This window comes from Sphingopyxis sp. HIX (assembly GCF_001468285.1).
In the GTDB taxonomy this organism is placed as follows: Bacteria; Pseudomonadota; Alphaproteobacteria; order Sphingomonadales; family Sphingomonadaceae; genus Sphingopyxis.
On record NZ_LNSB01000044.1, the window covers coordinates 24,086 to 45,898 of the forward strand.

Annotated in this window: 23 protein-coding genes; 5 read left to right on the forward strand and 18 right to left on the reverse strand. The window is 66.7% G+C overall.

Annotated features, from left to right (window positions below):
* Positions 1 to 12: 12 nt before the first annotated feature.
* Positions 13 to 1,071, reverse strand: coding sequence for a 5-methyltetrahydropteroyltriglutamate--homocysteine methyltransferase (locus ATE62_RS18330; protein WP_443028872.1), 1,059 nt, complete (start codon positions 1,069 to 1,071; stop codon positions 13 to 15).
* 79 nt (positions 1,072 to 1,150) lie between these two features.
* On the opposite strand from ATE62_RS18330, the gene ATE62_RS18335 reads away from it, so the two are divergent.
* A complete protein-coding gene (locus ATE62_RS18335) occupies positions 1,151 to 2,713 on the forward strand; it encodes a long-chain-fatty-acid--CoA ligase (protein WP_058809663.1) in 1,563 nt (520 codons plus the stop codon).
* Positions 2,714 to 2,778: 65 nt separating this feature from the next.
* Here the strand turns inward: ATE62_RS18335 and ATE62_RS18340 are convergent, their stop codons facing one another.
* The 6 genes from ATE62_RS18340 to ATE62_RS18365 all read right to left on the reverse strand — a co-directional run bounded on the left by ATE62_RS18340 (position 2,779) and on the right by ATE62_RS18365 (position 9,123).
* On the reverse strand, positions 2,779 to 3,372 hold the full coding sequence (locus ATE62_RS18340) for a VOC family protein (RefSeq protein ID WP_058809664.1): 594 nt from the start codon (positions 3,370 to 3,372) through the stop codon (positions 2,779 to 2,781).
* A gap of 27 nt (positions 3,373 to 3,399) precedes the next feature.
* Complete coding sequence (locus tag ATE62_RS18345) at positions 3,400 to 4,008, reverse strand: glutathione S-transferase family protein (protein ID WP_058809665.1); 609 nt, start codon at positions 4,006 to 4,008, stop codon at positions 3,400 to 3,402.
* A gap of 73 nt (positions 4,009 to 4,081) precedes the next feature.
* The gene (locus tag ATE62_RS18350; protein WP_058809666.1) at positions 4,082 to 4,729 is read right to left on the reverse strand and encodes a carboxymuconolactone decarboxylase family protein; all 648 of its coding nucleotides are present in this window, start codon (positions 4,727 to 4,729) and stop codon (positions 4,082 to 4,084) included.
* A gap of 9 nt (positions 4,730 to 4,738) precedes the next feature.
* Positions 4,739 to 5,134, reverse strand: coding sequence for a nuclear transport factor 2 family protein (locus ATE62_RS18355; RefSeq protein ID WP_058809667.1), 396 nt, complete (start codon positions 5,132 to 5,134; stop codon positions 4,739 to 4,741).
* Between the two features lie 14 nt (positions 5,135 to 5,148).
* Entirely contained in the window at positions 5,149 to 6,438 is a 1,290-nt protein-coding gene (locus tag ATE62_RS18360; protein ID WP_058809668.1) for a spinster family MFS transporter, read from the reverse strand.
* Between the two features lie 312 nt (positions 6,439 to 6,750).
* On the reverse strand, positions 6,751 to 9,123 hold the full coding sequence (locus ATE62_RS18365; protein ID WP_058810282.1) for a TonB-dependent receptor: 2,373 nt from the start codon (positions 9,121 to 9,123) through the stop codon (positions 6,751 to 6,753).
* Between the two features lie 123 nt (positions 9,124 to 9,246).
* Between ATE62_RS18365 and ATE62_RS18370 the strand changes: the two genes are divergently transcribed.
* The 3 genes from ATE62_RS18370 to ATE62_RS18380 all read left to right on the forward strand — a co-directional run bounded on the left by ATE62_RS18370 (position 9,247) and on the right by ATE62_RS18380 (position 11,267).
* The gene (locus ATE62_RS18370) at positions 9,247 to 9,753 is read left to right on the forward strand and encodes a DUF3237 domain-containing protein (RefSeq protein WP_197411766.1); all 507 of its coding nucleotides are present in this window, start codon (positions 9,247 to 9,249) and stop codon (positions 9,751 to 9,753) included.
* Positions 9,753 to 10,478: a glutathione binding-like protein gene (locus tag ATE62_RS18375; protein WP_058810280.1), complete on the forward strand. Its 726-nt coding sequence runs from the start codon at positions 9,753 to 9,755 to the stop codon at positions 10,476 to 10,478. The genes ATE62_RS18370 and ATE62_RS18375 overlap by 1 nt, the downstream gene beginning before the upstream one ends.
* A 63-nt stretch (positions 10,479 to 10,541) precedes the next feature.
* The gene (locus tag ATE62_RS18380) at positions 10,542 to 11,267 is read left to right on the forward strand and encodes a hypothetical protein (RefSeq protein WP_058810279.1); all 726 of its coding nucleotides are present in this window, start codon (positions 10,542 to 10,544) and stop codon (positions 11,265 to 11,267) included.
* A 59-nt stretch (positions 11,268 to 11,326) separates the two neighbouring features.
* Here ATE62_RS18380 and ATE62_RS18385 read toward each other — a convergent pair whose 3' ends face one another.
* From ATE62_RS18385 to purB, 9 genes are all read right to left on the reverse strand, one after another.
* Positions 11,327 to 12,679: a bifunctional folylpolyglutamate synthase/dihydrofolate synthase gene (locus ATE62_RS18385; RefSeq protein ID WP_058810278.1), complete on the reverse strand. Its 1,353-nt coding sequence runs from the start codon at positions 12,677 to 12,679 to the stop codon at positions 11,327 to 11,329.
* 111 nt (positions 12,680 to 12,790) lie between these two features.
* Positions 12,791 to 13,642 (reverse strand): acetyl-CoA carboxylase, carboxyltransferase subunit beta, encoded by an 852-nt coding sequence (gene accD, locus ATE62_RS18390; RefSeq protein WP_058810277.1) that lies wholly within the window; start codon positions 13,640 to 13,642, stop codon positions 12,791 to 12,793.
* Entirely contained in the window at positions 13,639 to 14,430 is a 792-nt protein-coding gene (trpA, locus tag ATE62_RS18395; protein ID WP_058810276.1) for a tryptophan synthase subunit alpha, read from the reverse strand. The genes accD and trpA overlap by 4 nt, the downstream gene beginning before the upstream one ends.
* Positions 14,427 to 14,777 carry a hypothetical protein gene (locus tag ATE62_RS18400; RefSeq protein WP_156420681.1) on the reverse strand — a complete coding sequence of 117 codons (351 nt, stop codon included), beginning with the start codon at positions 14,775 to 14,777 and terminating at the stop codon, positions 14,427 to 14,429. The genes trpA and ATE62_RS18400 overlap by 4 nt, the downstream gene beginning before the upstream one ends.
* Before the next feature lie 17 nt (positions 14,778 to 14,794).
* On the reverse strand, positions 14,795 to 16,048 hold the full coding sequence (gene trpB, locus ATE62_RS18405) for a tryptophan synthase subunit beta (RefSeq protein ID WP_443028873.1): 1,254 nt from the start codon (positions 16,046 to 16,048) through the stop codon (positions 14,795 to 14,797).
* A gap of 88 nt (positions 16,049 to 16,136) precedes the next feature.
* Complete coding sequence (locus ATE62_RS18410) at positions 16,137 to 16,769, reverse strand: phosphoribosylanthranilate isomerase (RefSeq protein ID WP_058810274.1); 633 nt, start codon at positions 16,767 to 16,769, stop codon at positions 16,137 to 16,139.
* Between the two features lie 118 nt (positions 16,770 to 16,887).
* A complete protein-coding gene (gene pyrF, locus ATE62_RS18415; RefSeq protein ID WP_058810273.1) occupies positions 16,888 to 17,562 on the reverse strand; it encodes an orotidine-5'-phosphate decarboxylase in 675 nt (224 codons plus the stop codon).
* Complete coding sequence (locus ATE62_RS18420; protein WP_058810272.1) at positions 17,559 to 17,915, reverse strand: LapA family protein; 357 nt, start codon at positions 17,913 to 17,915, stop codon at positions 17,559 to 17,561. The genes pyrF and ATE62_RS18420 overlap by 4 nt, the downstream gene beginning before the upstream one ends.
* 76 nt (positions 17,916 to 17,991) lie before the next feature.
* Positions 17,992 to 19,302 (reverse strand): adenylosuccinate lyase, encoded by a 1,311-nt coding sequence (purB, locus tag ATE62_RS18425; protein ID WP_058810271.1) that lies wholly within the window; start codon positions 19,300 to 19,302, stop codon positions 17,992 to 17,994.
* A 194-nt stretch (positions 19,303 to 19,496) separates the two neighbouring features.
* Between purB and ATE62_RS18430 the strand changes: the two genes are divergently transcribed.
* Positions 19,497 to 20,048, forward strand: a complete 552-nt coding sequence (locus ATE62_RS18430; protein WP_058810270.1) for a hypothetical protein — start codon at positions 19,497 to 19,499, stop codon at positions 20,046 to 20,048.
* A gap of 238 nt (positions 20,049 to 20,286) precedes the next feature.
* Here ATE62_RS18430 and rnk read toward each other — a convergent pair whose 3' ends face one another.
* The gene (gene rnk / locus ATE62_RS18435; RefSeq protein WP_058810269.1) at positions 20,287 to 20,697 is read right to left on the reverse strand and encodes a nucleoside diphosphate kinase regulator; all 411 of its coding nucleotides are present in this window, start codon (positions 20,695 to 20,697) and stop codon (positions 20,287 to 20,289) included.
* Positions 20,698 to 20,929: 232 nt separating this feature from the next.
* Positions 20,930 to 21,649, reverse strand: coding sequence for a hypothetical protein (locus tag ATE62_RS18440; protein WP_058810268.1), 720 nt, complete (start codon positions 21,647 to 21,649; stop codon positions 20,930 to 20,932).
* Positions 21,650 to 21,813 lie beyond the last annotated feature (164 nt).

Here is a 21,813-nt window from a genome sequence, read left to right on the forward strand (position 1 = left end):
GGGAGAGATGCGCTACTTCAACTCCCTCCGAACCAGCGCCGTCCCATCGACCATCGCCTTCAGCTTGGCCTGGCTGTGCTCCCTGCTATGGTACTTCATGCCGCAATCGGGCGCGATCCACAGCCGTTCGGCGTCGACATAGCGCAAGGCCTCGCGGATGCGTCCCGCGACCACCTCGGGTGTCTCGACCTCGGGGATCGACAGGTCGAGCACGCCGTACATGATCGTCTTGGTCGGCAGCTCGGCGAGGATCGCGGGGTCGAGCCCCGGCTGCGCCGCCTCGATCGAGATCACGTCGACGTTGGAGGCCTCCAGCTCGGCAAGGAAGTCGTACGCCTTGGGCTTCGGCCCGGTCGCCCCCGCGCCGTGATGCACCATCGCGTAGCCGAAGCAGATGTGCAGCGCGGTCGTCCCGCCGACCCCGTCGAGCGCGCGGTTGATCGACTCGATCGCATAGGCATTGGCCTCGGCCGCGCGCGCCTGCAGATAGGGTTCGTCGAGCTGGACGACGTCGACCCCCGCCGCGAACAGGTCCTTCACCTCGGCATTGACCGCATCGGCATAGTCCATCGCGAGCGATCGCGCGTCCGGATACCAGCCGTTCTCGGCCTGCTGCGTCATCGTGAAGGGGCCGGGCAGGGTGAGCTTCACCGGCCGCGTCGAATGGCGGCGCAGGAAGGCGGCATCCTGCGCCTCGATCGGCGCCACGCGCCGGATCGGACCCGACACGAGCGGCACCGGATTGGCGTTGCCCGTGCGGTCGATCGCCGTGCCATGCTTTTCCTGGTCGATCCCCGACAGCGCGGTCGCCAGCCGGTTCGAATAGCTTTCGCGCCGCATTTCGCCATCGCCGACGATGTCGATGCCGATCTCTTCCTGGTCGCGGATCGCCATCAGCGTCGCGGCCTCCTGCGCGTCGGCCAGCCAGGGTTCGGGAATGCGCCACAAGGTCTCGGCGCGCACGCGCGGCGGCAGGCTCGCCTTCAGCCTTTCGCGGTCGATCAGCCAGTCGGGCTGGGGGTAGCTTCCGACGATCGTTGTCGGCAATATGGGGTGGTCGAACAAGGCCAATCCTCTCGATTTTTGGGCTGGTCAAACATTTGCTTAGTATTCTATCTAATTCAAGAAAAATGAACCGAGGGAGAGCGAAATGATCGATCTGGATGCCATCCGGACCCTGGCCCATATCCCGGGCGCGCAGGCCCGCGTCCGCGGCGACGCGATTGCGGTGAAGTTCGGCGACCGCGAGACGAGCTTCTACGATCTCGACAAAGGCTCGAACCGCGTCGCCAACGCCTTGATCGCCGCGGGCATCCAGCCCGGCGACCGCGTCTCGGCGCTGACCAAGAACCACGACGCCTGGTATCCGCTCTTCTTCGGCACCGCGCTCGCGCGGGCCTGCTTCGCGCCGATCAACAACCGCCTCGTCCCCGCCGAGGTCGGCTTCATCGTCGGCGACGCCGCGCCCAAATATCTCTTCGTGGGCGAGGATTTCTTCGACTGCGCGCTCGCCGCGGTCGCCGGCCTCGCCAACCCGCCGCGCCTCGTCGCGCTCTATGGATCGCACCCGCAGTTCGAGCCGTTCGACCAATGGCTCGGCACCGCCTCCGACGCCGCGCTCCCTGGCCCCGACCTCGCCGACGATGTGCTGCAGCTCTACACCAGCGGCACCACCGGCCTGCCAAAGGGCGTCGTGCTGACGCACCGCAACTACCGCACCTTCCTCGAGGCCGCGACCGAAGTCGACGGTTTTGCCTATGGCGAGGACGAGACGGTGATGATCGTCATGCCGCTCTTCCACGTCGCGGGCACCAATGTCAGCTTCTCGGGGCTGGCGCAGGGCGGCCGCCTACTGCTCGTCAAGGATTTCACCCCCGCCGATGCGATCTGCATGATGCGCGAGGAGAATGTCGCGCACGCCTTCCTCGCCCCCGCGATGATCCAGATGATGCTGATGCAGCCCGCCGCGGGCGAGGGGCCTTATCCGGAACTGCAATCGATCGCCTATGGCGCCTCGCCGATCGCCGAGGACGTGCTGCGACGCGCGCGCGCGACCTTCGGCTGCGATTTCGTGCAATTCTACGGCATGACCGAATCCGCCGGCGGCGGCTCGTATCTGTCGCCCGGCGCGCACGACATCCCCGGCAAGCTCACCTCGTGCGGCAAGCCCTGGCCGAACGTCGACCTCGCGATCCTCGACGGCGCGGGCAGGGAACTCGGCGACGGCGAGATCGGCGAGATCGCGATCCGCGGCGGCATCGTGATGAAGGAATATTGGAACCGCGGCCCCGCGACCGAGGAGACGCTCGCGGGCGGCTGGCTCCACACCGGCGACGTCGGTTATCGCGACGCCGACGGCTTCTACTTCGTCCACGACCGCATCAAGGACATGATCGTGTCGGGGGGCGAGAATGTCTATCCGGCCGAGGTCGAAAGCGCGATCATGGGCTGCCCCGGCGTCGCCGATGTCGCGGTGATCGGCGTGCCCGATGACAAATGGGGCGAGTCGGTGAAGGCGCTGATCGTGCCCGGTGCCGACGGCGCGCCCGATCCCGCCGCGGTGATCGCCTGGGCGCGCGAACGCATCGCCGCCTACAAGGCGCCCAAGAGCATCGACTTCATCGACGCGCTGCCGCGCAACCCCTCGGGCAAGGTCCTCCGCCGCGAACTGCGCGCGCCCTATTGGGAGGGCAAGGGCAGGGCGGTGGGGTAACCTGGGCAAAAAAAGCCCGGCGCTCGCACGCCGGGCCAAGAGGAGTTCCTTGAGGAGGAGCTATCTCATTCCGCCGGCACCGGCGTCCGCCCGGTGATCAGGCCTTCGCGCTTCGTCCCGTCGGCCTGCACCGGATCGTGCGCCACGTCGCTGTCGTCGAACACCTTGGTCCACGCCGCGAATTCCAGGCACACGCCGTCGGGGTCGAAGAAATAGACCGAGCGCACGAACACGCCCTCGTGCAGCTCGTCGGTCGACTGCGTCGGCGAATCGTCATGGTTCAATATCTTGCTGACCGCGATGCCCTTCTCGACCAGCCGGTTGTAATAATCGTCGAATTTGTCGGCGCGCACGTTGATCGCGATATGGTTCATCGACCCGTGCGCCGACACGAAGCTGCCCTGCGTCGGCAGATGCGCCGGCGCCGAAATCCCCGGCACCGCTTCGGGCGCCTCGGGGAACCAGAAAAAGGCCAGGCTGTCGCCATTGCCGATGTCGAAGAAGAAATGCTGGCCGCGCCCGCCGGGCAGGTCGATCGTCTTGGTCAGCGGCATGCCCAATATGTCGCGATAGAATTCGACCGTCTTGGCCATGTCCTTGCACACCAGCGCCAGGTGGTTGACCCCCAGAAATTCGAACTCGCTATTCGCTGCAGCCATGATCCGTCTCCTTGTGCATTCGAGTATTCAGGTCGTCGGGCGCGCCTTCATCCGCTCGTACCAGGCGATGACATTGGTCGCCGACGCATCGATCGGCTGGCCGACCGAAATGCCGAAATCGAGGAAGGCGAAGAGCATCAGGTCGGCGAGCGTCAGCCGCTCGCCCGCGACGAATTCGCGCCCCGCGATCAGCGGGTCGAGCCAGCGCACCCCGTCCTGCGCGGTCGCCTTCAGCCCCGCCGCCGCCTCGGGCAGGCAGCGCAGCCGCGGCTCGAACAGCGGCAGCCCCTCGGCAAAGCGGAAACCGTTGGTCAGCGGCTCGCAGATCTTGAGGTCGATGCGCCGCGTCCACATCCGCGTTGCCGCGCGCTCTTCGGCACTGGCGCCGATCAGCGGCGTCTCGGGGAACTTCTCTTCCAGATATTCGCAGATCGCGGTGATCTCGGTGAGGACCGACCCGTCGTCGAGTTCGAGCGCGGGGGTCTGCCCAGCGGGGTTCACCGCGACATTATAGGGCGCCCGCCGGTTCTCGCCGCCGCGCAGGTCGACGTCGACCTCGGGGAGCACGATACCCTTTTCGGCCATGAACAGCTTCACGACGCGCGGGTTGGGACCGACGCTGTTATAGAATTTCATATTGTCCTCTCCCCTTCCGCATAGCCGATTTCGCGATAACCGTCAAGTAGATTGACGATTATCGCGTCGGCACTCATCTGCCCGCGGGCCGCGGCGCGCTCAGGAAGTCGGCCGCGGTAAAGCCCTCGGGCGCCGCGATCTCGACGATTGGGTCCTCGCGCGCGTCATATTCCATGCGCAGCGCGCGCGTGATCACCGCGTGCATGTCATAGAGGCAGGTGATGTAGGTGAATTCGAAGATCTGCTCGTCGTTCCAGAAGGTCCTCAATTTCTCGAAAACCTCGAGCGGCACGCGCCCGCCCGCCTGCGCCAGGCAATCGGCATAGGCGAGCACCGCACGCTCCTGCTCGTCATAGCAATCGGCGACCTGCCAGTGCGCGATCGACGCGATCTTCTCCTCGCTGGCGCCGAGGCCGCGGAGCGACTTGCAATGCTGCGAGAAAACGAACTGGCTGCCCTTGACCCAGCCCGCGCGCGTCTGGCCCAGCTCGCGCAGTATCGGGTCGATCGTACGCGCGGGGTTGCGATAGACGGCGAAACCCTTGACCGCGTGCTCGAAGATATCGGGCGACAGCGCGAACACCGTCCACCAGTCGCCGGGGGTGCCGGTCGCGGTGCCGGGCTCGGCGACGGGATCGCGGTCGCCGAACAGGCGGTTGTAATAGGCGAGCACGGTCTCGTCGGTGACTTCGGACCGGGGAACCTGGCGTAGGACGGGCATAAAAACTCCTCAGGCTTTGGCGAATTTGCGGAACTCGGCGACATGCGCGCTGTCGAAATACTCGTCGAGGCGCGCGATCTTGCCGCCCTCGACCTTGCATATGATCGCACAGGGCAGGCGCACCGCGCCGCCGTCGTGGGTGCGGACGCCCTTCAGCACATGCTGCTGCACGAAGCCGCCGGGAAACACCGTCAGCCGGCGGTCGGCATATTCGCGTTCGCCGATCCGCGCGACCATGCCGGTCAGCGTCGCCGCGGTCTGGTCGCGCGTCACGATCAGCTCGTCGGTGTTGTGCCAGATTTCGGCGTCGGGGGTGAAGCTTTCGCGCATCGTCTCGATATCGCCCGCCTCGATCGCATCGAAAAAGCGCGTCGCCATCGCGCGGATTTCGTCCAGCTCGCTCATCTTGCTCTCCCTTGTCAGGCGGCGAAATCCCGCTCCAGATGCCGCGTCATCGCCAGCTGCACCGCGCACGCCGCGAGCGCGAAGGGCATCAGCGCCATCAGCCCCCAGCGCAGGCTGTCGATACCATGGTCGGGCTTCAGCGCATCGCTGACGAAGCCAACGAACAGCGGCCCGAAGCCCAGCCCGACGATGTTGAACATCAGCATCAGGATCGAGGTCGCGGTGGCGCGCGCGCGCGGCGGGGTCAGGTTCTGGACCAGCGCCAGCGACGGCGCGATATAGAAGGTGCAGGCAGTCAGCGGCACCACCATCAGCGCCAGCACGACGGGCCAGCCGTCGAGCATCAGCGCGGCGATCAGCGACGGGATCAGGATCGCGGTCGCGATCGCCGGAACCCAGCCATAGGCGCGGGGCGATTTGCTCGCCATCCGCGCGACCAGCCAGCCACCGCCCAGCGTCCCCGCGGCAAAGGTGATCCCCGCGACCGGCGCGAACCACGTCCCCATCGCGGCGAGCGGCATGCCCTGTACGCGCATCAGATAGGCCGGGATCCAGTTGAGCATGCCATAGCTCACGAAGGCGGCAAAGGCGGTCGCGGGCAGGATCAGCATCAGCGAGCGCCGCTCGCCGAACAGCGCCAGCGCGCGGGAAAAGGGCACCGCCTCGTCGCTCGCGCCCTTGTCCATCTGCCCGCGCGCAGGTTCGCGCACCAGCCAGATCAGCAGCGGCCCGACGACGATGCCGACCGCGCCGATCAGCAGGAAGGCGTTGCGCCAGCCGATCGTCGACGCCGCCCAGGCGCCGAAGGCGGCGCCGACAAACACCCCGAACGGCCCGTTGCAGGTGAACAAAGCCATGACGATCGGGCGCCGCTCGGGCGGATAATAGTCGGCGAGCACCGACACCGACGGCGCGGTGCCGCCGGCCTCGCCCGCGCCGACGCCGAAGCGCATCAAGGCCAGTTGCCAGAAATTGGACACCAGCCCGCACGCCGCGGTGAAGCCGCTCCACACGATGCACGCGATGCCGACCAGCTTCACGCGGTTCCAGCGGTCGGCGAGGATCGCCACGGGCACGCCCATGCCGGCATAGAAAAGCGCGAAGGCGAGGCCGGTAAGCAGCCCGAACTGCGTGTCGCTGAGCGCGATATCGGCGCGGATCGGCTCGATCAGCATCGACAGCAATTGGCGGTCGATAAAATTGATCGTGCCGACCACGAACAGCATCGCCAGCGCGACGTTGCGGCGCAGCGTCAGCCCCGTATCGGGCGCCGCGGCGCCGTGGAGGGTGGTGGCCTCGGTCATGTCTCTCCCCGGACGCATGAGTCTTCTTGGTGGAAAAATACTTAGATATTTAAGTTTATCTGTCAACGCGCTTTACGGTGGTGGGATGGAACGGACCTTGGTTCTCCCCTCCCTGCAAGGGAGGGGCCGGGGGTGGGTTTGCCGCCGAAGGCGGCGCTCTGCCTCTTGCTCGCTGCGCTCGCGACCCACCCCTAACCCCTCCCTTGCAGGGAGGGGGATATACTCCAAACAAAAACCCCCCGCCCGTCAGGGCAGGGGGCCGTCGTCCGTGGGACTCGGACGCGTAAAGGAGCGGGCCGCGCGGCCCTTCGCTCAGAAGCTCGCGCCGAGCGTCAGGCCGAAGGTCCGCGGCGCGTTGTAGAAACGCTGGGTGAAGAAGTTCGCGGTCGGGGTCAGCGCCGCGACATAGGTCTTGTCGGTCAGGTTCTTGCCCCACAGCATCACGCGGAAGCGTTCGTCCTCGCTCTGCCAGCTGATCGAGCCGTCGATCAGCGTGAAGTCGCCGGTCTTGCCCGCGAGGTCGTTGGCAACGGTCGAAAAATAGGTGCTGCGATAGGTCATCGCCGCACGCAGGTTGATCGTCCCCGCGCTGCCCAGCGGGATGCTGTAATCGGCCGAGAAGTTGGTCTGCCACTTGGGCGCGCGCACCAGCTTCTTCGCCGTATGGTCGACGTCGACCAGATAGGTGCCGTTGGGCAGCAGCGTCACGTCGCCGCAGGTCGAGGTCGGCGGAGTTGCAAAGGCCGACGGCCCGTCGATGTCGGCGCAGAAGTCGGTGTATTTCGCGTCGAGATAGCCGACGTTCGCGGACAGGCGGAAATCCTGCGTCGGCTTCAGCGTCGCTTCGAACTCGAGACCCTTGGTGGTCGCCGCGCCGATGTTGAGCTGCGCGGTTTCCTGCCCCGATGCGACATTGGGATTGGGGAAGAAGACGCCGAATTCGAGCTGCTTGAACTTGGTCACGAAGCCCGTGACGTTGAGCCGCAACAGATTGTCGAAGAAGTCGCCCTTGAACCCCGCCTCGAACAGGTCGGCGGTATTGTCCTCGGTCGGTCCCGCGGTCGTCGTCGTCGCCGAGCGCGCGCCGAAGCCGCCGCCCTTATAGCCTTGGCTGAACCCGGCGTAGACCATCAGCTCGTCGGTCAGGCGATAGTCGATCCCGGCCTTGAAGGTGGTGCGATCGCGGTCGTAGCCCAGTTTGAACGCCTTGCCCGCGGCGAGGTTGGCGTTGGCGATCGCCTCCATCTCGGCGAGCGAACGCACCGCCGAACGCGACGAGAAGCGCGACGGGCTGATCAGCACGCCGGTCGGATCGCGGAAATAATCCTTCGACTCCCAGCTCTGTCGAACCCCCAGCGTGATGTTGAGCCGATCGGTGATGCCATAGATCGCCTGCGCGAAGAGCGCCTTCGCGGTATTGTCCTGCGTGACGAAGTCCTCGCTGCCGAAATTGAGCGCGGGCGCCAGCAGCACGGGCAGCGTCGGGAAAGCCTGCGCCAGCTCGAAGCTCTGCTTCAGGAAATAGCCGCCGAACACCAGGTTCAGCCGCGACAGCGCGTCGGTGCGGTCCGAGAAATCGGACTGCAGCCGCAGCTCCTGGCTGAACTGGCGGTGCGACTGCAGGCGGAAGGTCGGGAAGAAGAAGATCTCCGACTGGTCGAAATCGCTGTCGTTGAAATCGTCGGTCTCGATATAGCCGGTGATCGACTTCGCCTCCCACGACCCCATGTCGAGCCCGATGTTGCTGATCAGCCCCAGCTGGTCGGTGTCGTGGTCGGCGGGGAAGTCGCGGCCGATCGTATAGGCGCCGTCGTTCGGCTCCTCGAAGCGGAAGACCTGCCACAAGAGCTGGTTGCGGTTCGGCGCGGCATCGCCGCCCGGCGCGCTCGACCGGTCGCGGACGAGGAAGGCCTTCAGGTTGATGTCCAGATTGTCGGTCGGGGTGAACACCACCGTGCCGCGCAAGGTCAGCCGGTCCTGCCCGCCGATCTTCTTGCCGTTCGCGCGGTTGGTGAAATAGCCGTCATAGGTTTCCTTGTTGAGCACCAGCCGCACCGCCAGCGTATCCTGGATCAGCGGCATGTCGACCGCGGCCCGCGCGTCCATGCGCCCGAAATTGCCGACGGTGACCTCGGCCTGCACGCCCCAGTCGCGGCCCGGGTTCTTGGTATAGGCGGCGATACCGCCCGCCAGCGAGTTCTTGCCGAACGAGGTGCCCTGCGGGCCGCGCAGCACCTCGATGCGGTCGAGGTCGAAGGTGTCGAGCATCGTCGCGACCGGGCGCGTCACATAGACGCCGTCGATCGACACGCCGACCGGGCTTTCCTCGGTCGACTCGATGCCCTGCGCGCCGAGCCCGCGGATGAAGATCGCCGCCGAGTTCGAGAAGGTCGCGACCGGCTGGATGCTGATGTTCGGGGTCGAGGGGGCGAGGTCGGTGATGTCGCGCGCCGCGATATTGGTCAGCTGCTCCTCGCCGAAGGCCGAGATCGCCTGCGGCACGTCCTGCAACGTTTCGTTGCGGAAGCGCGCGGTGACGATGATCTCGTCGGTGCCCGCATCGTCGGCGGTTTCGCCGGTATCGGCGGGCGCGGCGCTGTCCTGCGCCATCGCCGGCGCGGCGAGCCCCAGCATGGCGACCGACGCGGCGCCCGACAGCAGAATCCGGTTGCGAATATTCATCATGACCCTCCCATTGGTATGTTGCCGACGGTGCCGGAGATGTCTTCCGGTCCGTCAATCTGATTGACCCTTAGTATACTAATTGTTTTATGCTTGTCCAGAGCCTCGCAAGCAGGAGTCGAAAGAGTGGGACAGGAAAATACATCGGGCGCCGCGGCGCCATTGGCGAGCCGCCATCTGTGCACGGTGGAGTTCGAGGTCGGGGGCGGCATCTTCGGAATCGGCGTCTCGCCCTTCGGCGACCAGCGTGTCGGCTATGTGACCGGCGGCCGCTTTTTCGGCCCGCGAATCAATGGCATCGTCCTGCCCGGCGGCGGCAATTGGTCGCGGGCCGGGCGGCTCGCCTCGGGCGCGGCGGTCGGCACCTTCGATGCGCGCGCGGTGTGGCAGACCGACGACGGCGCGCTCGTCTACCTCAGCTACAACGGCCGCAGCGTCGTGTCCGACGCGGTGCGCGCATCCTTCGCCGATCCCGCCGCGCCGCCGGTCGACCCCGCGCTCTACTATCTGCGAATCGCCCCGGTGTTCGAAACCGCGAGCGAAAAATATGGCTGGCTGAACGGCCTGCTCGCGGTCGGGGTCGGCGAGCGCACCGATTTCGGCGTCCGCCACCAGATCCACGAGATCCTCTGATGATCGACCTCCATTATTCGGCGACGCCGAACGGCCAGAAGATCGCGATCATGCTCGAGGAGGTCGGCGCCGATTACCGCGTCATTCCCTATGACATTTTCGAGGGCGACCAGCTCACCCCCGAATTCGGCCGCATCAATCCCAACCACAAGCTGCCCGCGATCGTCGATCATGCGCCGGCCTGGGGCGGCGATGCGGTGGCCGTCTTCGAATCGGGCGCGATCCTGCAATATCTCGCCGAGAAGAGCGGTCGCTTTCTTGCACCCGCCGGCGCGGCGCGCGCATCGGCGCTGTCGTGGCTCGCCTGGCAGGTCGCGGGCCTCGGCCCGATGGGCGGGCAGGCGAGCCATTTCCTCCGCTACGCCCCCGCGGGACAGGATTATGCGACCCAGCGCTACACCAACGAACTGAATCGCCTGCTCGCCGTCCTCGAAAAACGGCTCGAGAAAGCGCCCTATGTCGCGGGGGACGAGTATAGCATCGCCGACATGGCGATCTGGCCCGGCCGCGCCTCGGCCTTCGTCATGGGCATGGGCCTCGACGACTGGCCCGCGATGCACGGCTGGTTCGAACGCATCCGCGAACGTCCGGCGGTCGCCCGCGCGATGGCGCGCGACGATCTGAAGCCGCCCGCCAAATATATCGGCCGCTACCAGCAGCTGGACGACAAGGAATGGTCGAACATGTTCGGCGACGCCAACCGCGCGGCGGTGAGGGGGGACTAGGGTCGCGCGGGGCGGGCGACGCCCCGCTAGGCTTGCCCGGCAAAATCTGGAAAGAAGGCGGCGATGATCGCCTTCTTCACCCACCATAAATGCGCATCGAGCGCGCTCGTCGCCTACCTCGCCGACCTCAGCGAGCGGAGCGCGCTCGGCTTCTTCACCTCGCACCTCGGCTCGGCGCGGCCGACTGCGGCGGGCTACGACCTCTGCTGCCTGACCAACGCGCAATATGCTGCGGTGCGGGGGCAGGGGAGCGGCCCGGCGCTGCACCTGATCCGCAATCCGCTGAGCGTGGTCCTGTCGGCCTATCATTCGCACCGGACCAGCCACAGCGTCGACGGCTGGCCGCTGCTCGCCGCGCAGCGCGCGCGGCTGCTGGCGGCCGACCGCACGACCGGCATGCTGCTGACCGCGCAATTCTGCAATTCCGAGGAATTCTATCCCGACACCCCCGGTCCGCTCCATGCCATGCGCCACTGGAACTACGACGACCCCGCGATCCGCACCCTCCGGATCGAAGACGGGCTCGACCGGCTGACCGACTTCCTCCGCGCCGCGCTGGGCCCCGCGGGCGACGCGCTGGTCTGGCCCGACCAGGCCGACTTCGCCTTCGAAAGGCTCGCGGGGCGCCGCGCGGGCGAAACCGACGACGCCGCGCACTATCGCGCAGGCGACGCCGAGGCATGGAAGACCGAACTGCCGCGCGAAGTCATCGACTATGTCGTCGGCGCGTGCCGGGAGGTCTTGGAGCGCTTCTATCCGGAGAGCCTTGATTGGGCGGGGCGGGTTTAGGCGGGTGGCCGGTTTCGGGCGACGGCCAAGGAAAGTCGGCTCCCCCCAAAAAAGCAGCCCTAAACCGGCACTTCGCCATTCGCGCCGAGCACCGCCCCCGCCAGATACAGCGACCCGCAGATCAGCACCGCGCCCGGCGGGCGATGCGCGGCGATATGGCGCAGCGCCGCCGCGACATCGTCGCACGGCTGCGCGTCGACGATGCCCATCCCCTCCTGCACCCAGTGGCACAGATCCTTGGGGTCATGATGCTCGTGCCCCGGGATCGGTACCGCCTGGAACGACGCGATCCGGTCGGCGAAAGGCCGCAGGAACCCCATCGCATCTTTGTTGCGGAGCAGGCCGCAGACGATGTGCAGCGGCGCCCCATTTTCCTGCACGTCCTCGAGTGCCCGCGCCAATGCCGCCCCCGCGTCCGGATTATGCCCGCCGTCGAGCCACACCGCTGCACCGTCGGGCAGCAGCCGCGTCAGCGGCCCGTCGCCCAGCCGCTGCATCCGCCCCGGCCAGAAGGCCGTCGCCACCCCCGCCGCAACCTCGGCCTCGCTCGGCCGCGGTTCGGGCGCGACGCGCAGCATCGCGATCGCCAGCCCGGCATTGCGCTGCTGGTGCGCCCCCGGCATCCGCGTGTGCAGCACCGCGCCGATCGAGCCGAACTTCGAGGTCCAGCGAAAGCCGTCGCCTTCGGGCGCCACCGCCCAGACGTCGCCTTCGGAAAACAGCATGCCGCCGACCGCCTCGGCGCGTTCGCCGATGATATCCATCAGCGGCGCGGGGTAATCGAGCGTCGCCAGCGCCGCCCCGGGCTTGAAGATCCCCGCTTTCTCCCACGCGATGCGCACGGCGGGATCGTCCGGGGTCCCCGCCTCGGGCGCGAGCAGGAACGCCTCATGGTCGATCCCCAGCGACGCGATCCCGCACACCGCGGGCGCCGGAATGACGTTGGTCGCATCGAGCCGCCCGCCGAGTCCGACCTCGATGATGCAATCGTCTGCCGGGGTACGCGCGAAGGCGAGGAAGGCCGTCGCGGTGGTGATCTCAAAAAAGCTTGCCTGCAGATCCTGCGCGACGTCGAGTACCTCTTCGAGCAACGCGGCCAGATGGCCGTCGTCGATCAGCGCCCCCGCGATCCGGATCCTTTCGTTGAAGCGCACCAGATGCGGGCTCGTATAGCAATGCACCCGCCGCCCCTGCGCCTCCAAAATCGCGCGCAGATAGGCACAGGTCGACCCCTTGCCGTTGGTCCCCGCGACATGGAAGGTCCGCGGCAGCCGCTCCTGCGGATTGCCCAGCCGCGCGCATAATTCGGCGATCCGCTCGAGCCCCAGCACGTCGCGCCCCGGCGACAGCGCCGCGAGCCGGTCGAGTTGCGCCTGTACGGCGGGATCGGAGCTGAAAGCGTGGTCGGGCATCTTCGGTGCCTTAAATTACTTCGTCATTGCAAGCGAAGCGAAGCAATCCAGGGACGCGTACACCACTCTGGATTGCTTCGCTTCGCTCGCAATGACGGTTTGTGGAGGTTTTTAAGCCGCCTTCTCGGGCGCCAGATAGCCGATCAACCGCCCCAGCGTCGCGGGCAGGTCCTTGCGGTGCACCACCATGTCGATCATCCCGTGATCGAGCAGATATTCGGCGCGCTGGAAGCCCTCGGGCAGTTTTTCGCGGATCGTATTCTCGATCACGCGCTGCCCCGCGAAACCGATCAGCGCCTTGGGCTCGCTGATCTGGATATCGCCGAGCATCGCATAGCTCGCGGTGACCCCGCCCGTCGTCGGGTCGGTGAGCAGCACGATATAGGGCAGTCCGGCGCGGCGCAGGCGCGCCAGCGCCACCGTCGCGCGCGGCATCTGCATCAGCGACAGCGTGCCTTCCTGCATCCGCGCACCGCCCGCCGCGGTGATCGCGATATAAGGACAACCGCGCTTGATCGCTTCCTCGACCCCCGCAACGAAGGCTTCGCCCACCGCGACCCCCATCGAGCCGCCCATGAAGGCGAAATCCTGCACCCCGATCACCGCCGGATGCCCGCCGATCCGCCCGAAGGCGTTCTGATAGGCGTCGCGGTCGCCGGTCTGCGCGCGCGCGGCCTTGATGCGGTCGGTGTACTTCTTGGTGTCCTTGAACTTCAGCGGGTCCTCGGGCGCCGCGGGCGACGCCAGTATCTCGTGCAGCCCGCCGTCGAACAATTGCAGGAAGCGCTCGCTCGCGCCGATGCGATCATGATGGTCGCAGCGCGGGCAGACGTTCAGATTGTCCTGCCATTCCTTGACGAACACCATCTGCTGGCATTCGCGGCACTTGTGCCAGAGGTTGTCGGCGGTGTCGCGCTTCGCCGCGAAGGGCAGGGCGTTGCGGACGCGTTCGAGCCAGCTCATGCGGCGATCTCCTTTGCGCCATGGATAGCATCGGCGAGTGAGCGGGTGAAGGCCTCGACGTGCGGCGCCGCAGCGTCGCCATGCTCGGCGATGATGTCGATAAAGGCCGATCCGACGACCACGCCGTCGGCGACCTTGGCGATCGCGGCGGCCTGCTCCGGCGTCCGAACGCCGAAACCCACCGCGACGGGCAGGGCGGTCGCACCCTTCAGCCGCGCCACGGCCTCCTCGATGCTCGCCTGCGCCGCCTGCTGCAGCCCGGTGATCCCCGCGACGCTGACATAATAGAGAAACCCGCCCGCGCCGCTGAGCACCGCGGGCAGCCGCGCCGGATCGGTCGTCGGCGTCGCCAGCCGGATCAGCTCGACCCCCGCCGCGCGCAGGCTCGGCCCCAGTTCGGCATCTTCTTCCGACGGAATATCGACGCAGATGATCCCATCGACCCCCGCCTTCGCGCATTCGCCCGCGAACCAGTCGGCCCCGCGCACCGTCATCGGATTGGCATAGCCCATCAGCACCAGCGGCACCCCGGCATGCCGCGCCCGAAACGCCGCCGCCATCGCAAAGATATCGGCGGTGGTCGTCCCCTTGGCGAGGCTGCGCAGGTTCGCCGCCTGGATCGCAGGGCCGTCGGCCATCGGATCGGTGAAGGGCATGCCCAGCTCGATCACATCGGCGCCCCCGGCAACGAGCGCGTCGAGGTTCGCGGCGGTGTCGCCGTCGCCCGCAGTGATGAAAGCGACGAGCGCGGTCTGCGGCTTGGCGAAGGTGGCGGCGAAACGGGTCATGCGGCCCTCCGGTAGGCGGTCCAGGAAAGGCTGAACAAAATGGTCAGCAGCACCGAAACCATGAGAATTTTGAGCCAATTGTCATAGGGGTCGCCGAAAATCGCTTCCAAAAGAAATCGCAGCGCGAGGATGATCAGAAAGATCAGCGGAGCCGACCTTAGAGCCAGCTGGGGCCGAAGCTTTACCTCGCCCCCGGCGATGCGTCGGACGGATGAGGTGACCAGCAAAATAGCACCCAACAGCATCGCGAAGAGAAACGCTATGACGACGATGTCCGCCGGCGCAGCGATGTTCAGGGAACGGAGGATCAACTCCACGACCGCGAGGCCGAGCGCCAGATAGATCACGGCAAAACCGGCGCGTCTCAAAGCTTCACCCCCAATGCATCGGCCACGGTGAAGATATCCTTGTCTCCGCGGCCCGAGCAATTGACGATGATGATCTTGTCCTTGCCCAGCGTCGGCGCGATCCGCTCCGCCGCCGCGATCGCATGCGCCGATTCCAGCGCCGGGATGATCCCCTCCAGCTTCGTCAGCGTCTGGAAACTCGCCAGCGCCTCGGCATCGGTCACCGGCTCGTAGCGCACGCGGCCGATATCGTGCAGCCAGCTATGCTCGGGCCCGATCCCCGGATAGTCGAGCCCCGCCGAGATGCTGTGCGCTTCGGTGATCTGCCCGTCGTCGTCCTGCAACAGGTAGGTCTTGTTGCCGTGCAAGATGCCCGGGCGTCCGCCCGCGAGGCTCGCGGCGTGCTTGCCGTCCAGCCCTTCGCCCGCGGCTTCCACGCCCACGATCTCGACGCTTTCATCGTCGAGGAACGGATGGAACAGCCCGATCGCGTTCGACCCGCCGCCGACCGGCGCGATCAGCATGTCGGGCAGGCGGCCCTCGGCCTCCAATATCTGCGCCTTCGCCTCGTCGCCGATCACCGACTGGAAATCGCGCACCAGCTCGGGATAGGGGTGCGGCCCCGCGACGGTGCCGATGATGTAGAAAGTGTCGTGGACGTTCGCGACCCAATGGCGCAGCGCCTCGTTCATCGCATCCTTCAGCGTCTTCGCGCCGCTCTCGACCGCGACCACCTCGGCGCCCAGCAATTTCATGCGGAACACATTGGGCTGCTGCCGCGCGACGTCGACCGCGCCCATGAAGATCGTGCAGGGCAGGCCGAACAGCGCCGCGACGGTCGCGGTCGCGACGCCGTGCTGCCCCGCGCCGGTCTCGGCGATGATCTTGCTCTTGCCCATCCGTTTCGCGAGCAGGATCTGGCCGATGCAATTGTTGATCTTGTGTGCGCCGGTGTGGTTGAGGTCCTCGCGCTTGAGGTAGATCTTCGCCCCGAAGCCTTCGCTGGCGCTCGCGCGCAGATGCTCGGTCAGCCGCTCGGCCAGCCACAGCGGGCTCGGCCGTCCGACATAATGCTTCAGCAGCCGGTCGAATTCGGCGCGGAATTCATTGTCGTGCCTAGCCGCGCGATACTCGCGCTCGAGGTCGAGGATCAGCGGCATCAGCGTCTCGGCGACATAGCGGCCGCCGAACTGGCCGAAGTGACCCCGATCGTCGGGGCCGGTGCGCAGGCTGTTGGGCAGGGTCTGGGAAGCAGTCACGGTCGTTTCCATCGGCAAAGGGATAGGGCGCTCGCGAAGAGACGGGTCTCAGGCGATCAGCGCCATCGTTTCCCGATGCGCACGACGGATGGGGACGGCGTCAGCATGTCGCGACCGCTTTAAGGAAAGCGGCGATCTTGTCCACATCCTTGACGCCCGGCGCGCTTTCGACCCCCGACGACACATCGACCAGCGGCGCACCGGTCGCGCTCAGCGCGTCGCACACATTGGCGGGGGTCAGCCCGCCCGCGATGCCCCAGTCGATGCGGTGCCGGTGCCCGACCAGCAGCGACCAGTCGAAGCGCGTCCCGGTGCCCCCCGGCATCGCCTGCGCCGGCGCGTCGTAGAGCAGCCGGTCGACCACCCCCTCATATTGCAGCGAGCGCGTCAGCGTGCCCGCGTCCTTCAGCCCCACCGCCTTCCACGCCTCGGTCTTGGTGTTGGTCTTGACCGCGTTGATCCACTCCGGCGTCTCGCTGCCGTGGAACTGGATGATGTCGGGGCGCACCGTCCCCCACGCCGCACCCGTCACCTGCGGCCCCGCATTGACCAGCAGCAGCGCGACCTTGACCCGGTCGCTGGCATATTTCCTCAGCTCCGCCGCGGTGTTCAGGTCGACATAGCGCGGGCTCGGCTCATAGTGGTTGAGCCCGATATGCGTCGCGCCATGCGCGATCGCGGCGTCGATTTCGGCCCTGGTCTTCAGGCCGCAGATTTTGACGAGAGGGGGCATATTCAACGATCCAACATCCGTTCGTGTCGAGCGAAGTCGAGACACGCTCGGGGAGCGCCTGGCTTCGCGTGTCTCGACTGCGCTCGACACGAACGGGAAGCGGGCGGGGGTCTAGAACCTAAAGCGTCGCCTCGATCTCGCGCGCCGCAAGATCGGGATCCGCCGACTGGCTGATCGGCCGCCCGACCACCAGGATCGACGCGCCATCGCTCATCGCCTGCGCCGGGGTGACGACGCGCTTCTGGTCGCCGACCTTGCCGTTCGCGGGGCGCACCCCGGGGACGACGAAGAAGCCGCCCGGCCAGGCCTTGCGCGCCGCCTTCACTTCCTGCCCCGAACAGACGATCCCGTCGCAGCCCGATTCGCGCGCCAGCGCGGCGAGGCGCACGACTTGGTCGTGCGGGCTGCCGCCGACGCCGATATCCTCGAGGTCGGGCGAATCGAGGCTGGTCAGCACCGTCACCGCGATCACCTTCGTGTGCGTGCCCGCCGCCGCTTTCGCTTCCTCGAGCATCGCGCGGCCGCCCGCGGCGTGCACCGTCAGGATCGCGGGCTCGAGCGGGCGCAGCGCCTGGATCGCCTTCGCCACGGTGTTCGGAATGTCGTGCAGCTTCAGGTCGAGGAAGATCGGCAGCCCGAACTTCGCCATCTCATGCACCCCGTGGTGCCCGTTGGCGCAGAAGAATTCGAGCCCCAGCTTCAGCCCGCCGACATGGCGGCGCACCTTCTGGACCAGCGTCAGCGCGGCATCCAGATGCGTGGTGTCGATGGCGAGATAGAGCGGCGAGGTCATGGCTTTTCCGTCTTGAAGAGATCGGTCGGGGCGGGGGGCACGTCGTTGACCGGCGCAGGCTCGGGCGCCGCGACCGCGGGCGTCTCGGCCGACCGGTTCGCCATCGCGCGCAGGTCGGCGAGCTGGCGTTCGCTATGGTCGAGCCGGCGCTTCAGCGACCAGCGCGCGGCGCGCAGCGCGATCCACAAGGGCACGCTGCCGATCAGGAAGGCGGCGAGGATCAGCACGGGCAGCTTGGTGTCGAGCACCGACCCCGGCCAGATGGTGACGGTGATCGGGATCCAGTTCGCCATCGCAAAGATGACCAGCACCGCGGTGAGCAGCACCCAGATGACCGTCCGAAAAATTCCCACGCGGCGTGCTCCTGTGCTGATTGGCGACTTGCAGGAAGCCTAGGCGAGTTCGCCGCGGGTTTCCACCCCCGGGCCGTCAGCCGAACACCCGTGCAAAAATCGTGTCGACATGCTTCAGATGATAGTCGAGGTCGAACAGCGCGGTCAGCTCCTCGGCCGACAGCCGCGCCGTCACCTCGGCATCGCCCTTCAGCAGCTCGAGCAGCGACAAGGTCCCGTCGCTCTCCCACACCTTCATCGCGTTGCGCTGGACCAGCACATAGCTTTCCTCGCGGCTCGCGCCCGCCTGCGTCAGCGCCAGCAGCACGCGTTGCGAGTGGACCAGCCCGCCCATGCGGTCGAGATTCTTCTGCATCCGCGCGGGATAGACGAGCAATTTGTCGACCACCCCGGTCAGCCGCGCGAGCGCGAAGTCGAGCGTGATCGTCGCGTCGGGCCCGATGAAGCGCTCGACCGACGAGTGGCTGATGTCGCGCTCGTGCCACAGCGCGACATTCTCCATCGCGGGGATCGCGGCGCTGCGCACCATGCGCGCGAGCCCGGTGAGATTCTCGGTCAGCACCGGGTTGCGCTTGTGCGGCATCGCCGACGAGCCCTTCTGCCCGGGCGAGAAATATTCCTCGGCCTCCAGCACCTCGGTGCGCTGCAGGTGCCGCACTTCCACGGCCAGCCGCTCGATCGAACTCGCGATCACGCCCAGCGTCGCAAAGAACATCGCATGCCGGTCGCGCGGGATCACCTGCGTCGACACCGGCTCGACCGCCAGCCCCAGCTTCGCCGCGACATGCGCCTCGACGCGCGGGTCGATATTGGCGAAGGTCCCGACCGCGCCCGAAATCGCGCAGGTCGCGATGTCGGCGCGCGCGGCGACCAGCCGCGCCTTGCAGCGGTCGAATTCGGCGTAAGCTTCGGCCATCTTGAGCCCGAAAGTCACCGGCTCTGCATGAATCCCATGGCTGCGCCCGATCGTCGGGGTCAGCTTATGCTCATAGGCGCGCTTCTTGATCGCCGCGAGCAAGGCATCGAGATCGGCGAGCAAGATATCCGCCGCCTGCGTCAGCTGCACCGCCAGGCAGGTGTCGAGCACGTCGCTCGACGTCATGCCCTGGTGCATGAAGCGCGCCTGCTCGCCGACATTCTCGGCGACCCAGGTCAGGAAGGCGATGACGTCATGCTTGGTCACCGCCTCGATCGCGTCGATCGCCGCGACGTCGATGACGGGCTCCGTCGCCCACCAGTCCCACAGCGCCTTCGCCGCATCCTTGGGCACCACGCCCAGCTCGGCGAGCGCGTCGGTCGCGTGGGCTTCGATCTCGAACCAGATGCGGAAGCGGTTCTCGGCCGCCCAGATCGCGGTCATCTCGGGCCGGGCGTAACGCGGAACCATGGTTTTTCCTTCCTTTAGCATCAACTAATCGCGGATTCTCGGCGGAATCGCGATGGGGCGCGCCCTAGCAGGGACGAGCCGCGCCGCCAATCGTCACCGATATGCAACTTTCACATTTCGGCCACGGTTGATCCCATGCCCCTTCAGGACACAGCGGCGCGCAAGGCGAAGCGTCGCTTAACAGGAGAACTACCATGTTGAAAACCATGCTTTTGATCGGCGCTGCTGCCGTGAGTTTCCCGGCGCTGGCGCAGAACCAGCCCGCCGACACCACCACCCCGCCGGCCAGCCAGCCTGCGGAACCGGCGGCCGAGAACACCCAGCCGACCCCGACCCCCGAAGCCGCGCAGCCGGCTCCGGCGCCCGACGCGGCGCAGCCGACCCCGGCCCCCGCGCCCGACGCTGCGACGACGCCGCCGGCCGCCGCCGAGCCCGCTCCCCCGGCTGGCGAAGCGACCACGACCGCGCAGTCGGCGCCCAGCGGCACCGCCGCCACCCCGACGCAGGTCGCGCAGATCGTGAACAGCGAGTTCCCGACCTACGACGCCGACTCGAGCGCCGAACTCAGCGAAGTCGAATTCGGCATCTGGATGAAGAAGCTGCGCGCCGCGAGCGAACCGACGGTCGACGTCGAATCGGCCGAGGTGAAGACGTGGATTGGCCAGGCCTATGGCGCTGCCGATGCCGACAAGAACGGCACCGTCAGCAAGGAAGAGCTGACCGCTTTCCTGTCGAAAGGCGCGTAAGCGCCCCTGACTGGGTGGTGAAGCCGTCGGAGCGATCCGGCGGCTTCATCGCGTCTGGGGGAGGGCGAGCATTCGATGATTGCACTGATTTCCCCTCCCGCCTGCGGGAGGGGCAGCGAGACTTACGAGCTTGCTCGTTAGTCGCAGCGGGGTGGGCACCTGCAACGGTGCTTGCCCACCCCCGACCCCTCCCGCAAGCGGGAGGGGAGATCGACGGCAGTTCGCACCCCCAACCCCATCACCCCACCGGCCGCTTCACCGCGACGATCGTCAACCGATGCTCCATCCCGCCCCGATCCGGCCACGAAATCGATTGCCCCGCGCTCAGCCCGATCAGCCCCGCGCCCACCGGGGTCAGGATCGACACCCGTCCCGCATCGATGTCGGCCTCGCCGGGATAGACCAGCTCGACGGTGCGCTCGGTCCCCGTCTTCTCGTCGCGAAAGGTCACCTCGGACCCCATCGTCACGACATCGCCGGGCATCGCCGCGGCGCTGACGATCTTCGCCCGGTCGATCTCGCCCAGCAGCATTTCATAGATGCGGTTGAGTTCGTGCTGCTGGAGCAGCGCGAGTTCGGTCAGCCGGTCGGCTTCGCTGTCGATCATGCGGATCGCCGGGCGCGCGGCCCGGGCTTGGGTCTTGGTCATGGTACGGACTTTCCGGAAAATGAGGCGCGCGCACGCGGTCCTCCCGCGCACGGCTCGAATTATCGAAAGCTGGCCCCGGGTCCGGGGCAAAGCGCGCCTGAACCCGGGGCTAGTTGCCCGCGAGAAGCTGTCCCCCGTGAAACCGGAAGCGGAGAAGGCCGCGTCGAATCTGCATGGGTACAAGGATGGCGGGCGGGGGTAGGGAAGTCAAATGGCGCGCAACGGTCGCGGGCTAGGTCACCACGATCTCGTGATCTTGCATCTCGATCGCCGTCGTATATCCGCCATCGACGCCATAGGAAAAGCTTATGAATATCGTGAAGCGATAGGGGAAGGCGGTGAATCCGTAACAACCGTCGCGCTGATCGGGGCATCGCCAAATTTCCGAAATCTTCGAAGCGGCGGACAGGAAGGCATCCGCGCAGGCGGCCTCGATCGCCTGGTCGGTCAGCGCGTCGCAATCGATCGTGGACCGCCGCTTCGCGCGCACATCGGCTTCGGCGGTCTTGATCGTCGTCAGCGCGCCGACGGCGAAATTGTCGTCGTCGCCGAACGCCCAGCTCAGCTTCTTGCCTGCCAGCTTTTCGCATTCCTTCTGTCGGCGCTCGGGGCTTTGCCCCTCTTCCCGGCCCAGGAAATGATATTGCACCCTGACGGCCTGTATGCCGACGGGCCTGACCGGACTAGCCCTTTCCCGGGAATATTTCAGCTGGAGCACGTCGCGCCGGCAAAGCCCCTCCATCCACGAAGCATAGGGTGCGGTGGCGATCGTGGTCGGCGAAGTTGGTCCGGTGAGGATCGCATCCAGATCGCCCAGAACCAGGTCGCGTCGCTGCGTTTCCGGCATGTCCGCGCGCTCGGGATGAATGGGAACGATACGGGTTCCGGCGTGGATGGCGCCGGACAGGCCGATCGCAGCCGCCACCGAAACCCCGATCCGAAACACCCGCATAAACCCTCCCGACCGCGCCAATCGTCGACGCTTCTGCCCCAAGAGCCTGAACAACAGGTTTCGACGCGCTACAGCCCTTTGGCGGGTTTGGGGCGTTAGCGGCCATCTTAATCCTCCCTGTCGCGCAGCGATGGGGAGGGGGACCATGCGAAGCATGGTGGAGG

What these genes read in the sequence shown, in the direction of transcription:
- ATE62_RS18335 (WP_058809663.1), top strand. Translation starts at nt 1,151, where the DNA reads ATGATCGATCTGGATGCCATCCGGACCCTGGCCCATATCCCGGGCGCG.
- ATE62_RS18340 (WP_058809664.1), bottom strand. Translation starts at nt 3,372, where the DNA reads ATGGCTGCAGCGAATAGCGAGTTCGAATTTCTGGGGGTCAACCACCTG.
- ATE62_RS18345 (WP_058809665.1), bottom strand. Translation starts at nt 4,008, where the DNA reads ATGAAATTCTATAACAGCGTCGGTCCCAACCCGCGCGTCGTGAAGCTG.
- ATE62_RS18350 (WP_058809666.1), bottom strand. Translation starts at nt 4,729, where the DNA reads ATGCCCGTCCTACGCCAGGTTCCCCGGTCCGAAGTCACCGACGAGACC.
- ATE62_RS18355 (WP_058809667.1), bottom strand. Translation starts at nt 5,134, where the DNA reads ATGAGCGAGCTGGACGAAATCCGCGCGATGGCGACGCGCTTTTTCGAT.
- ATE62_RS18360 (WP_058809668.1), bottom strand. Translation starts at nt 6,438, where the DNA reads ATGACCGAGGCCACCACCCTCCACGGCGCCGCGGCGCCCGATACGGGG.
- ATE62_RS18365 (WP_058810282.1), bottom strand. Translation starts at nt 9,123, where the DNA reads ATGATGAATATTCGCAACCGGATTCTGCTGTCGGGCGCCGCGTCGGTC.
- ATE62_RS18375 (WP_058810280.1), top strand. Translation starts at nt 9,753, where the DNA reads ATGATCGACCTCCATTATTCGGCGACGCCGAACGGCCAGAAGATCGCG.
- ATE62_RS18380 (WP_058810279.1), top strand. Translation starts at nt 10,542, where the DNA reads ATGATCGCCTTCTTCACCCACCATAAATGCGCATCGAGCGCGCTCGTC.
- ATE62_RS18385 (WP_058810278.1), bottom strand. Translation starts at nt 12,679, where the DNA reads ATGCCCGACCACGCTTTCAGCTCCGATCCCGCCGTACAGGCGCAACTC.
- accD (WP_058810277.1), bottom strand. Translation starts at nt 13,642, where the DNA reads ATGAGCTGGCTCGAACGCGTCCGCAACGCCCTGCCCTTCGCGGCGAAG.
- trpA (WP_058810276.1), bottom strand. Translation starts at nt 14,430, where the DNA reads ATGACCCGTTTCGCCGCCACCTTCGCCAAGCCGCAGACCGCGCTCGTC.
- trpB (WP_443028873.1), bottom strand. Translation starts at nt 16,048, where the DNA reads ATGGAAACGACCGTGACTGCTTCCCAGACCCTGCCCAACAGCCTGCGC.
- ATE62_RS18410 (WP_058810274.1), bottom strand. Translation starts at nt 16,769, where the DNA reads ATGCCCCCTCTCGTCAAAATCTGCGGCCTGAAGACCAGGGCCGAAATC.
- pyrF (WP_058810273.1), bottom strand. Translation starts at nt 17,562, where the DNA reads ATGACCTCGCCGCTCTATCTCGCCATCGACACCACGCATCTGGATGCC.
- purB (WP_058810271.1), bottom strand. Translation starts at nt 19,302, where the DNA reads ATGGTTCCGCGTTACGCCCGGCCCGAGATGACCGCGATCTGGGCGGCC.
- ATE62_RS18430 (WP_058810270.1), top strand. Translation starts at nt 19,497, where the DNA reads ATGTTGAAAACCATGCTTTTGATCGGCGCTGCTGCCGTGAGTTTCCCG.
- rnk (WP_058810269.1), bottom strand. Translation starts at nt 20,697, where the DNA reads ATGACCAAGACCCAAGCCCGGGCCGCGCGCCCGGCGATCCGCATGATC.
- ATE62_RS18440 (WP_058810268.1), bottom strand. Translation starts at nt 21,649, where the DNA reads ATGCGGGTGTTTCGGATCGGGGTTTCGGTGGCGGCTGCGATCGGCCTG.